12 protein-coding genes are annotated in these 10,818 nt (G+C 66.3%); 6 read left to right on the top strand and 6 right to left on the bottom strand.

What is annotated here, in order from left to right:
- Positions 1–173: 173 nt before the first annotated feature.
- The gene (gene arcA, locus A5698_RS22490) at positions 174–1,376 is read right to left on the bottom strand and encodes an arginine deiminase (protein WP_068301332.1); all 1,203 of its coding nucleotides are present in this window, start codon (positions 1,374–1,376) and stop codon (positions 174–176) included.
- A 46-nt stretch (positions 1,377–1,422) separates the two neighbouring features.
- Here arcA and soxR point away from each other — a divergent pair, with 46 nt between their 5' ends.
- Both soxR and A5698_RS22480 read left to right on the top strand, forming a co-directional pair.
- Positions 1,423–1,857, top strand: coding sequence for a redox-sensitive transcriptional activator SoxR (gene soxR / locus A5698_RS22485; RefSeq protein ID WP_068301329.1), 435 nt, complete (start codon positions 1,423–1,425; stop codon positions 1,855–1,857).
- Between the two features lie 33 nt (positions 1,858–1,890).
- Positions 1,891–2,487, top strand: coding sequence for an alpha-ketoglutarate-dependent dioxygenase AlkB (locus tag A5698_RS22480; protein ID WP_068301326.1), 597 nt, complete (start codon positions 1,891–1,893; stop codon positions 2,485–2,487).
- On the opposite strand, the gene A5698_RS22475 is transcribed toward A5698_RS22480, so the two are convergent.
- Positions 2,484–3,146, bottom strand: a complete 663-nt coding sequence (locus A5698_RS22475) for a DUF5642 family protein (RefSeq protein WP_068301322.1) — start codon at positions 3,144–3,146, stop codon at positions 2,484–2,486. The genes A5698_RS22480 and A5698_RS22475 overlap by 4 nt on opposite strands.
- A 29-nt stretch (positions 3,147–3,175) precedes the next feature.
- The gene (locus tag A5698_RS22470; RefSeq protein WP_231967496.1) at positions 3,176–3,865 is read right to left on the bottom strand and encodes a DUF5642 family protein; all 690 of its coding nucleotides are present in this window, start codon (positions 3,863–3,865) and stop codon (positions 3,176–3,178) included.
- A gap of 24 nt (positions 3,866–3,889) precedes the next feature.
- Here A5698_RS22470 and A5698_RS22465 point away from each other — a divergent pair, with 24 nt between their 5' ends.
- Positions 3,890–4,201, top strand: a complete 312-nt coding sequence (locus A5698_RS22465; protein ID WP_068301316.1) for a hypothetical protein — start codon at positions 3,890–3,892, stop codon at positions 4,199–4,201.
- A gap of 6 nt (positions 4,202–4,207) precedes the next feature.
- Here A5698_RS22465 and A5698_RS22460 read toward each other — a convergent pair whose 3' ends face one another.
- Positions 4,208–5,938, bottom strand: a complete 1,731-nt coding sequence (locus tag A5698_RS22460) for a PE-PPE domain-containing protein (RefSeq protein ID WP_084792575.1) — start codon at positions 5,936–5,938, stop codon at positions 4,208–4,210.
- 190 nt (positions 5,939–6,128) lie between these two features.
- Here A5698_RS22460 and lpqN point away from each other — a divergent pair, with 190 nt between their 5' ends.
- Positions 6,129–6,836, top strand: a complete 708-nt coding sequence (gene lpqN, locus A5698_RS22455) for an envelope biogenesis lipoprotein LpqN (RefSeq protein WP_068301335.1) — start codon at positions 6,129–6,131, stop codon at positions 6,834–6,836.
- A 1-nt stretch (position 6,837) separates the two neighbouring features.
- Here lpqN and A5698_RS22450 read toward each other — a convergent pair whose 3' ends face one another.
- Both A5698_RS22450 and pat read right to left on the bottom strand, forming a co-directional pair.
- Positions 6,838–7,656: a shikimate 5-dehydrogenase gene (locus A5698_RS22450; protein ID WP_197506861.1), complete on the bottom strand. Its 819-nt coding sequence runs from the start codon at positions 7,654–7,656 to the stop codon at positions 6,838–6,840.
- Complete coding sequence (gene pat, locus A5698_RS22445; RefSeq protein WP_068301307.1) at positions 7,656–8,654, bottom strand: acetyltransferase Pat; 999 nt, start codon at positions 8,652–8,654, stop codon at positions 7,656–7,658. The genes A5698_RS22450 and pat overlap by 1 nt, the downstream gene beginning before the upstream one ends.
- Before the next feature lie 347 nt (positions 8,655–9,001).
- Between pat and A5698_RS22440 the strand changes: the two genes are divergently transcribed.
- Positions 9,002–9,622, top strand: coding sequence for a superoxide dismutase (locus A5698_RS22440; RefSeq protein WP_068301304.1), 621 nt, complete (start codon positions 9,002–9,004; stop codon positions 9,620–9,622).
- 52 nt (positions 9,623–9,674) lie between these two features.
- Entirely contained in the window at positions 9,675–10,475 is an 801-nt protein-coding gene (locus A5698_RS22435; RefSeq protein ID WP_068301302.1) for an SDR family oxidoreductase, read from the top strand.
- Positions 10,476–10,818 lie beyond the last annotated feature (343 nt).

Here is a 10,818-nt window from a genome sequence, read left to right as displayed (position 1 = left end):
GCAAAATGAATCGCCTGCTGTGCTCCGCGACGATACGCAGGTCGATCCATCCTTCTCGCTCGAGCAACTCCGCGCGTACGATGCGTTCGCCCGGCGCAGCTGGTCGCCGCGAAAATTGCGCTGAAGGTTGCGGATTCGATCGAAAAGCAACCCTCAGCGCAGAAACGAGACCGCTACAGCGGGTCGCGGCCGGCCGGACACGACATACACCGCGGCCCGCCGCGACCCGTGCCCAGTTCGGATGCCTGGATCGGCAGCACTTCGATGCCCGCGTCCGCCAACCGCGCATTGGTTTCGACGTTGCGCTCGTAGGCGACCACCACACCCGGTGCGAGCGCGAGCGTGTTGTTGCCGTCGTCCCACTGCTCGCGTTCCGCCGTCACCGGGTCCAACCCCGTCGCGATGACGCGCAGCCGGTCGATGCCCATCGCCGTCGCCGCGGCCTCGACGAATGGCAGGTCGTCGTCGATCCGCACTCCCCCGTTCCCGTCGCGATGAATGGTGAACGCGGACAACGAGTCCACGACAGGCGGGTACATCACAACCGAGTAGACATCGACCATCGTGCACACGGTGTCGAGATGCATCTGCGCTCGCGACTGCGCGATCGGTACCGCGAGCACGGTATGGGCGAGATCATCGTCGAACAGGCTGCGCGCCAACGCCTCCGCACCCGCAGGCGTCGTCCGCTCCCCCACCCCGACCGCCACCACCCCCGGCGCGAGCAGCAACACGTCGCCGCCTTCGACGGGTGCGGACCGCGACTCGTACGCTCGCCGAACGCCGAGGAATCGAGGGTGATGCGCGTAAATCACGTCCGTCAACGAAGTTTCACGCACCCGCGCCGGCAGCGCCAACGACGTGATCGCCACCCTCGGGCCGATCCAGAACGACGAGTCACGTGTGAACAGCAGGTTCGGCAGCGGGTCGATGACGAAGTCGCCGCCGTGATGCATGCGTCGCACCAACGACAAGTCCGCACCCGAGAGCGGCAACTCGTTGAACGTCATACCCGCCATCAGTACATGCGCCAACGGCGCCGGCTCCAGTGAGCGCAGGTACGCCGAAAGTTCCTGTGCCAGCGGCAGACCCAGCCGCCGCGGGTCGACCGCTGCCGAGATCCCGTGCATCCGGGCCGCGCCGCTGTGCGACAGCGCCTCGGTCAGCAGGTCCGCAAGCAGCATCACCTCGACACCGCGCTCCACCAGCAGCGCGGCGAACGCGTCGTGCTCCTCCTGTGCCCGCGCCACCCAGGGCAGCCCGTCGAACAGCAGCGCATCGTTGTTGCGGGGCGTCAACCTCTGCAACTCGGCCCCTGGCCGATGCAGGATGACCGCATTCAGCCGACCCACCTCGGAGTCGCAGCCCAATGTCACAGTTAGCACCGTAACCCGCACAGGCACCTCAACTATGGTTGATGTTATGGAGTTGATTCACGAGCTGACTCCCGGCGAGATGTCCGCCCGCAGCGGCGTTGCCGTCTCGGCGCTGCATTTCTACGAGCGCGAAGGGCTCATTCAAAGCAGACGAACCACCGGAAACCAGCGCCGCTACGCGCGGGAGACCCTGCGCCGCGTCGCATTCATTCGGATGTCGCAACGGCTCGGAATTCCGCTGTCCCGCATCCGCGAAGCGCTGGCCACGCTGCCCGATGACAGGATCCCGACGAGCAAGGACTGGGCGCGGCTGTCCGCGGGCTGGCGCCAAGACCTCGACGACCGCATCCTGCACCTGCAGCGCCTGCGCGACAACCTGACCGGCTGCATCGGCTGCGGTTGCCTGAGCCTGAAGACATGCGCGCTGACCAACCCGGGTGACGTCCTCGCCGGCCAGGGGCCCGGTGCGGTGCGGCTCTGACGCATCGAACGCTTGTGCGATAGGATCGCGGACATGGAGCTGGCTCTTCAGAGCTCGCTGTTCGAGCACGCCGAACGCCGCCATCTCGGGAACGGGGCCTGGATCGATTTCCGGTCCGGGTGGCTCGACGATGCCGACGAGCTTTTCGCCGAACTCTCCGAAGTCATCCCGTGGCGTGCGGAACGCCGGCCGATGTACGACCGCGTCGTCGACGTCCCCCGCCTGGTCAGCTTCCACAATCTGGTCGACGACCCGCCGCCCCATCCCCGCCTCAAGCAACTTCGCCGTCGGCTCAACGACGCCTACGCGGGCGAACTCGGTGAGCCGTTCACCACGGCCGGACTGTGCCTGTACCGCGACGGGAACGACAGCGTCGCCTGGCATGGGGACACCATCGGCCGCAGCAGCACCGAGGACACCATGGTCGCGATCATCGGACTCGGCGCCACGCGGACGTTCGCGCTCCGGCCGCGCGGTGGCGGTAAGTCGCTACGCCTGCAGCACGCCCACGGCGATCTGCTCGTGATGGGCGGCTCGTGCCAACGCACGTGGGAGCACGCCATCCCGAAGACGGCGCGGCCCGTCGGCGCACGGATCAGCATCCAGTTCCGTCCGCACGACGTGCGTTAAGCCTTGACCGAGTTGACCGCTTCGACGAGCAGGTCACGAGCGCGCTGCGTATCGACCTTTGCGACCGGCTTGTCGGGCAGCACAAGCGGGTTGGCCGTGACGATCACCAGGAAGGGCCCGAAGCTGGCGAGGTAGTTGTACAACTCGCCGGTACGCGGCTTGCCGTCCACCGTCGTCTGCACCACTCGGTGCGTGCCCAACGTCTGCGCCCCTTCGATCTGCGGCGCCTCGACGACCTCCACCAGCCCGCGCATCGCGCCGCCCGCGAACCCGACCTTGCGACAGTTCTCGGCGGGCGCGTTCACCGACGCGGCCGCGGATGTCTCGACGGCGATCGTGATGAACCGGTTGCCCTCGCCCTCGGCCGTCGTCGCGGCCATGTTGCCCTTGGCGCCCTCGGGCAGCATCTGCTGATCGGCGAACGACGCACAGTCGGGAGGCTCGAACTTCATCCCCTGGGGCAGCTGCTGCCTGGCGAGCAGTCGCGGGTCGATGCCGGTCGGCCCGACATCGGTGACCTTGAAGTCGGGTCCGAAGCTGGCCCGCACATCCTTTACGCGCGCGATGTCGGCCGTGGACAGATCGTCCCCCGATGAGCCGGTTGCGCAGGCGGTGAGCACTGTTGTGCACGCGAACGCGGCCACGACCCTCTTCGACATCGCCGCACAATGTACCGGCCGACTAGCGCTCAGCCCCGTAACGCGGACATCGTTTCGGACATGAGGTGGGCGGCGAATTCCGAGTCGAGTTGCGGGTTCGGCGAGCCGGGATCGGTGACGACGGCGACGAACGCGACGTGGTCGCCGAGGTAGGCCGTGACGGTGTCGGCGTGCGCGCGAGTTTCGGTACCGCCCTCGACGACGGTCCTGCTCGACGTGGCCATCACGACGGTCGAGGCGTCCTCGATCGCCGGCGCGGATTCGAGAGTGACGGTTCCCGTGGTGCGTCCGCTTTCGACCGTCCACTTATGGCACTCGTCGAGCACCGCCGGGTCGAGGTCGCCGAGCGCGCTCGCGACCACGGCGTAGACGATGCCGCCGGGGCCCGATGCCGTCCAGCCGTCGGTGCTCGTCGCATGCGCGGCGGGGTCGGCCAGCGCCGCACACCTCGCGGGGTCGGTGGTCCAGCGCGCGCCGTATCCCCAAGCGGTGACCGGGCTGATGGGGCCCACGAGGTCGGAAACCTCGTACCCGTCGGGCAGGAACGTGCGTGCCCTGTCGATCCTGGCCGGGTTGATTTGTGGAGGCTTCTCGGATGTCGACTGGTCGCCCGGCGACGGGCCGGAAGAGTTTCCGCACGCGCTGGTCCAGATCAGCAGCATCGCGGCCGCGACGATGCAACGGTTGGTGACCTTTCGGCGATCAACAAGTAGTGACATCAACCCTCATGAACGGAGGCTGTCATGCGTGCTCTTTGGAGTGTGACAGCAACGACAGCGGTGGTGGGCGCCATTCTGGTGCCGACGGGGGTAGCCGCCGCGCAACCGGTGAAACCCGGTGACGCACCGAGGACGATCGCGGAATTGGAAGATCAGGGCTACGACGTCGTCATCGACCGGGTCGGCAGCGGTCCGATCAGCGAGTGCATCGTCACCAGCGTGCGCAACCCGCAGGAAGTGACTCAAACGTTCGCGGTCGGCAAGGGCAAGGATCGGGAGTACATCACGGTCGTGGTGAGCAGGTCGATCACGGTCTCGCTCAACTGTTCCCGCTGATCCCCGTCACGCAGCGGCACCCTCTGCACCGGCGCCTCCGCCGGGGTTCGCGCCGGCGCCGGCCGGGTCGGCGTCGGTGTTGCCGGGTTGCGACTCCGTCGGCGAGCCGCTGGTTCCGGTTCGATTCGGCCGGCCGGTGGGCGACGGGCCCAGCCGCACGGGCGAGTCGAACTTGATGGGCCCGCGCAGCTTCGGCAGCTTCGGGAGCTTGGGCAGCTTCGGCAGGGCGGGCTTGACGGAAACCTTCGGCGGCTTGGGCGTGAGTACACCCGTTCCGGCGTTCTCGGCCGGCACTCCGCTCACGCCCTCTTCGACCACAGCTTGGCCGCGAAGCGTCGTCGTCTCGTCGCCGGGAGCCGTCGGGGTCTCGAGCTCAATCGTGTTGTCTGCCGGCAGATCCTGTTCGAGTTGTTCGCCCGAGGCCCCCTCGCCGACGAGTTCGTTGTCTTCGGTGGCGGCCTGCTCGGGGCCGGGCGTACCCGACCACGCCATCCTCAGCCTGCTGTTGTTGGTCGACTCGGGCGGATCCGGCAGGTCGGGACCGCCGACCCCGAACGGGCTCGTGGTGGGTTCCGTACCCAGCGGACGCTCGTCGGTGATCTCCTCCGCTGCGTCGTCGAGACCGGTCGGGATCGACTTCACCAGGTTGATCGCCGTCTTGATCGGATTCCGGAACGGGAGCAGACCCACCTTCGTCGCCACGCCGGGATTCACGTCGCGCGCGTAAGCCCCCTCGATCAGCACGCGAAGCGGCGCGTCCAGAGCCGTCAGGATCGGCGACGGCACAAAGCCTTCGAACGGCATCAGGATCGGCAGCCGCTTCGACGGATAGAGGTAGTAATCGGTGTCGCCGTGAGTGCCCTGGTAAACCGCATCGTCAAAGTCGGCGTCCTGCAGATTGCCGTGGAGGTAGTAATAAGCCGCGAGCGAGTTGGCGATGGCCAGGACGTTGGTGAGGCTGGCGGGTGCGTCGCCACCCATCAAGTCGTACTGGGCGGCGGCGTCGACCGTCGGCATACACTGCTGCCCTTCCTGGCAGGTGTTCGTCGGCGTTGCGCCGTAGAAGGTGATGCCGATGATCGGGATCGTGAGACCTTCGGGGCCGCGCGCCAGGATGCCGCCGTTGGGGCGCATCGGATTGGCCAACAGGAAGAACGACGTGTCGTCGCCTTCGTCCCTCGGGTTGGCGATCAGGTCTCGCTTGACCAACGAGGCCACCACGGCGCTCTGCGAGTAGCCGAAGATGACGTAGTCCTCGTGAGCGGCGGGAGGCAGCACCGGCTCGCCAGGATTCTCACCGTTCTGGCTGGCATCGCTGTTGTAGACGCAGGAGCTGTTTCCGCGGACGCATCCGTTCAGGCTGGAAACGCCTTCGCCGACGGAAGTGTCGAAGGTCTTGCTTCCGAACACCGGGAAGAACGCTGCGGGATAGACGACCGCATAGACGTTGCCGTCGACGTCCTCGATCGGCGGCACATCCGGGCTGGTGGTCGCGGTGCCCGAAGCGGGGTTGATGAAACCCATGACCGCGTTGTTCAGGTAGTGCTGGATGTAGGCGGGGTCTTCGGACGAATCCAGCGGGTGCTCGGTACCGCCGATGATCAGCGCGCTGGCCGCCAGCTGGACCGCGGTGGCGGTCGTCCAGGCCACCGCCAGGGCGATCGCGGCGAGCAACGCGAGAACCATCGCTCCCAGCGACCGCATCACCGCCTTCGGCCGCGTAGTTTGCCCCCGCATCGCGTCTCCCTCTCGCCCCGGCCCCAACTGCCACGCAAGAGCCTGCCCACAGCTAACCATGATCAAACCAGGTAGCAAAATCCAGGGAGCGATGTTTTTCCCTGCGCAACAGCCGTTACGCACGTTTTCGACTGCAATCACGGGACGCCGCCCGTAGGCTACGGCGCAGACCGAACCGATGGAGGAGCAAATGAGCACGACTATGCGGGCCGGCGTCATCGCAATCGCGGCGGTCGCACTCGGGTTGGGCCTCGCAGGCTGCGGCTCCGACACCAAGTCCGAATCGACGAAGTCCGAGTCGACGACATCGGAGGAGACGAGCGCGTCGGAAACCAGTACGGCCGAAGCGCCTCCGACGTCGCCGCCCGCCCGAGGGACCAACTACACGATCGTCGACTACATCCGCGATAACGGGATTCAAGAGACGGCGGTCAAGCGCGGCGACCCGGGTTCGCCGACCATCGAGCTTCCCTTCCCGCCCGGCTGGAGCGACGCCGGACCGCGCACCCCGCAGTGGGCTTACGCGGCAATCGTTTCCGATGACCCAGCCATGGCCGACGATCCCCCGACCATCATCGCGCTGGTGTCGAAGCTCACCGGTAACGTCGACCCCGCGAAGATCCTCGAGTTCGCCCCCGGTGAGATCAAGAACCTGCCCGGGTACGAAGGGGCAGAGGACGGTTCGCCGTCCAAGCTCTCCGATTTCGAGGCGGTACAGATCGGTGGCACGTACACCAAGGACGGTGTGCTGCGGGCGATCGCCCAGAAGACCGTCGTCATCCCCGGCCAGGACGGGTTGTACGTGCTGCAACTCAACGCTGATGGCCGTGAGGATCAGATGACGGCGCTGATGGACGCGACGGGCGTCATCGACGAACAGACCAAGATCACGCCCTGACTCACGCTCGCGACACCGCGGAAGCGGCCATGACCTGTTCGGCCGTCGGCCGGACCCCGGTGTAGCGCTCGAACTGCTCGGCGGCCTGCAGCGCGATCACTTCCGCACCGGTGATCACCGCGATACCTGCGCTGCGCGCGGCCCTGATGAGCGGTGTTTCCGATGGGATTGCGACGACGTCGAATACCGTGTGCGCGTTGGCGATCGCGGCTTCGCCGAACGCCATTCCGTTCGCTTCCGGCCCGCCGGCCATTCCGAGCGGAGTGACATTGACCAGCACATCGGCGGTGCGCGAGCCGACATCGTGGGCATAGTCGTAGCCCAGCCGATCGGCCAACGCGCCGCCGCTCTCGGCATTCCGCGCCACGACGGTCCCCCTATCGAATCCGAGATCGCGGAAGGCGGCTCCCACCGCACTGGCCATCCCGCCGCTGCCGTACACCAGCAACGACTGCGATGGTTGCAAGTCGTGTTCGGCGATAAGCGCCTGTACGGCAAGGTAATCGGTGTTCGAAGCGGTGAGTCTGCCTTCGTCGTTGACGATCGTGTTGACCGCTCGGATGGCTTGGGCCGACTGCTCGACCTCGTCGACCAGCGCCAGCACGTCCTGCTTGAACGGCATCGACACCGAACAACCGCGGATGCCCAGCGCGCGCACCCCGCCGATCGCCGCGGCGATATCCGTTGTGGTGAAGGCCTTGTAGATGAAGTCGAGCCCGAGCAGGTCGTAGAGGTAGTTGTGAAATCGGGTACCGATATTGCTCGGCTGACCCGCCAGCGAAATGCACAGCCGGGTGTCCTTGCTCAGAGGCACCCGCATCAGCCGACTGCCCGGATGACTTGTGCGGCCATGTCGCGGATCTCCTTGATCAGCTCCGCCGAGAACGGCGGATCGGTCGGCTTCGGCACATCGATGGTGGTGGTGACCACGCCGAGATCATCGCGCTGCCAATGTGCACCGTGGCGGGTCAGTATGGTGCGCATGGCATAGTTGTCGATGAGCACGCGCGCGGTGAAGCGTTGTACACCAAGGAATTTCGCAGCGATCGCAAGAGCCCCCATCAAGAACGACCCGATACCCTTGTTCTGATATGCGTCCGCGACGATGAACGCGACCTCGGCGACCGTCGGATCGGCCTCGTCGCGCACAAGGCGCGCATCGGCGACCACCGGTCCGTCGGGCCCGTCGGTCATCACCCATACGAAATGGTGTTCGTAGTCGACCTCGAACAGGTAGCGCATCAGGGACTTGCTCGGGGTGATCATCGACTGGAACCGCCGGTACAGCGTCTCGCTCGAGAATTGCACCGGCTCTTTGGTGGTCCGTTCGTTGTCGCCGGGCAGCACAGGGCGCAGGCACAGTTCGGTGCCGTCGCGCATCCTGACCGGGGCGGGGCTGACGAAGGCGGCCAGGCGCTGCCGGGCGGTGCTCAACAGGCGGTCGAGCATGCCCGGGATCTCGAGCAGCGTCGCGAACGCCTCGCGTCCGCCGACCCAACCGTGCACCGGTTCAGTGGCAATGACCGTCGCGGTGCGGGTGGTGTCACGCAGCAGGGCGATCTCGCCGACGATCATGCCCGCGCTGAGTTTCGCGACCGTGTCGTGTCCGCCGTCTCCGACGTGCGTCACCTCGGCCGCGCCGGACCCGATCAACAAGAAGGACACCGCCAGTTCGTCCTGATGCATGAGAACCTGGCCGGAAGCGGCGTCGAGCGGGGTCAGTTGGGCGGCCAGCGGCACGAGATCCTCGGCCCGATAGCCGTCGAAAATTTCCAACGCAGTGAGTTCGTCGGCGCGAACGCCGGTCGGGCCGGCCACGCCACGAGGCTACGGGCTGCTCGTCGCGGCGGGCAAGCGACGCGGCGGCGTGCTCCGATGAACTAACCGGGCGGCAACCACCCAATTGACCGAACAGCAAATAGTGCGGGGATTGGCGCGGGTCGGCCGTGGCGCTCGCCACCGTCGGAGGACAAGTCGCTAAACGATGTGCTGCATCGATGTTGCCGCGGCCGCCCGCGGTTCCAAGTTAGCACAACATCTGAACAGGTAGACAGATAAATGGATAGATCGTAGGCTCGCCGAACCCCGCGACGCAGGCGCCGAGGTTTCTGTGGATTCCGGCGCAACACGGGTACACAGCGTCGGACGCAACAGAAAGGAACTTCATGGGCGAGTACACACTGCCTGACCTCGACTACGACTACGGCGCCCTCGAGCCGCATATCTCGGGCCAGATCAACGAGATTCACCACAGCAAGCACCACGCCACCTACGTCAAAGGCGTGAACGACGCGATCGCCAAACTCGAAGAGGCCCGCGCCAACGGCGACCACGCCGCGATCTTCCTCAACGAGAAGAACCTCGCATTCCATCTCGGCGGGCACGTCAACCACACGATCTGGTGGAAGAACCTCTCGCCGAACGGAGGCGACAAGCCGACCGGCGACCTGGCCGCCGCGATCGATGACCAGTTCGGGTCGTTCGACAAGTTCCAGGCGCAGTTCGCCGCCGCCGCCAACGGCCTGCAGGGCTCGGGCTGGGGTGTCCTCGGCTACGACAGCCTCGGTCAGCGGTTGCTCACCTTCCAGCTCTACGACCAGCAGGCCAATGTGCCGCTGGGCATCATCCCGCTGCTTCAGGTCGATATGTGGGAGCACGCGTATTACCTGCAGTACAAGAACGTGAAGGCCGACTACGTCAAGGCGTTCTGGAATGTGGTGAATTGGGAGGACGTGCAGAACCGGTTCGCCGCGGCCACCAGCAAGGCCTCCGGCCTCATCTTCTAGTCTCAGTCGAGGCGGCCGCGCGCCGCGGAGACGACGATGGAGGCGCTTGCCGATGAGTGACGGTCAGTTCAGCACGCACACAGAACTTTTCGACCTCACCGGCAAGCGCGCCCTCGTCACCGGCGGCACAAGCGGCATCGGAGTGATGATGAGCCGCGGGCTGCTGCAGGCCGGCGCCAGCGTGGTGATCAGCTCGCGCAAGGTCGACGCGTGCGAGCGCGCACAGGCCGAGTTGTCTCAGTTCGGGCAGGTCCGAGCCATTCCCGCAGACCTGTCGCGACACGACGAATGCATACGGCTGGCCGAAGAGGTGACCGGCGGCGGCGATCCGTTGCACATCCTGGTCAACAACGCGGGCGCCACTTGGGGTGAGCCGCTGGAGAGCTTCCCCGACTCCGCGTGGGACAAGATCCTCAACGTCAACGTCAAGTCGCCGTTCTGGCTCGTTCAGGCGCTGCTGCCCGCACTTCGCGCCGCCGGAACCGCGGACGATCCGGCCCGGGTGATCAACCTCGGCAGCGTCGACGGTATCCGAGTCCCCGAGCTTCCGACGTATTCCTACAGCAGCAGCAAGGCAGCGGTCCACCATCTCACCCGTGTGCTCGCCCGCGAACTGGGCCCGCAGCACATCACCGTCAACGCCGTTGCGCCAGGCGCATTTCCGTCGAAGATGATGGCCGCGACCCTCGATGCGTTCGGCGATGAGATCGCCGCGTCCGCGCCGCTGCGTCGCATCGGCCGCGACGACGACATGGCCGGCATCGCCGTCTTTCTCGCCAGCCGTGCGGGCGCCTTCCTCACCGGAGCGATCATCCCCGTCGACGGCGGACTCGCCACCACTGCGAGCAAGTAGGCGACGGGCAGCGAGGCAGAGCTGTCTGCTCAACAAAGAGGTTGACCCCGCTGACCGCCTCGCGGGTGAACCGATGCAACCTTCACCGATAGCCACCCACTGCCGCGACCTGTGCCCCACTTCATGACGCGGTAAACAGGGCGAGATCACGCGACGGCTACGCGGCGCCCGAAACTCCGGTGACTTTCGAGGCGAACGCGGCCAGCTTGGCGTCCAGCTGTGTCGCCGCCCGCCGGAGCGGCTCGTTGGGTTCGACGACCATGAGCGGTCAAGTCCAGGGGCGTGGTGTACGACGTCGTCGTGTGATTCTTCGTGGTGATCGGTTCAGGCGGTCAGTGCCGCG

It is taken from the genome of Mycobacterium sp. E136 (assembly GCF_001666865.1).
Taxonomy (GTDB): Bacteria; Actinomycetota; Actinomycetes; order Mycobacteriales; family Mycobacteriaceae; genus Mycobacterium.
Note: the sequence above shows the minus strand (reverse complement) of the source record. Positions and strands in the feature narration are given on the sequence as shown.

Excerpts from the sequence above, each read along its gene's own strand:
- A5698_RS22470 (WP_231967496.1), bottom strand. The coding sequence starts at position 3,865 with ATGTCACTACTTGTTGATCGCCGAAAGGTCACCAACCGTTGCATCGTC.
- A5698_RS22465 (WP_068301316.1), top strand. The coding sequence starts at position 3,890 with ATGCGTGCTCTTTGGAGTGTGACAGCAACGACAGCGGTGGTGGGCGCC.
- soxR (WP_068301329.1), top strand. The coding sequence starts at position 1,423 with ATGGAGTTGATTCACGAGCTGACTCCCGGCGAGATGTCCGCCCGCAGC.
- A5698_RS22440 (WP_068301304.1), top strand. The coding sequence starts at position 9,002 with ATGGGCGAGTACACACTGCCTGACCTCGACTACGACTACGGCGCCCTC.
- lpqN (WP_068301335.1), top strand. The coding sequence starts at position 6,129 with ATGAGCACGACTATGCGGGCCGGCGTCATCGCAATCGCGGCGGTCGCA.
- A5698_RS22475 (WP_068301322.1), bottom strand. The coding sequence starts at position 3,146 with ATGTCGAAGAGGGTCGTGGCCGCGTTCGCGTGCACAACAGTGCTCACC.
- A5698_RS22480 (WP_068301326.1), top strand. The coding sequence starts at position 1,891 with ATGGAGCTGGCTCTTCAGAGCTCGCTGTTCGAGCACGCCGAACGCCGC.
- A5698_RS22460 (WP_084792575.1), bottom strand. The coding sequence starts at position 5,938 with ATGCGGGGGCAAACTACGCGGCCGAAGGCGGTGATGCGGTCGCTGGGA.
- A5698_RS22450 (WP_197506861.1), bottom strand. The coding sequence starts at position 7,656 with ATGCGGGTGCCTCTGAGCAAGGACACCCGGCTGTGCATTTCGCTGGCG.
- A5698_RS22435 (WP_068301302.1), top strand. The coding sequence starts at position 9,675 with ATGAGTGACGGTCAGTTCAGCACGCACACAGAACTTTTCGACCTCACC.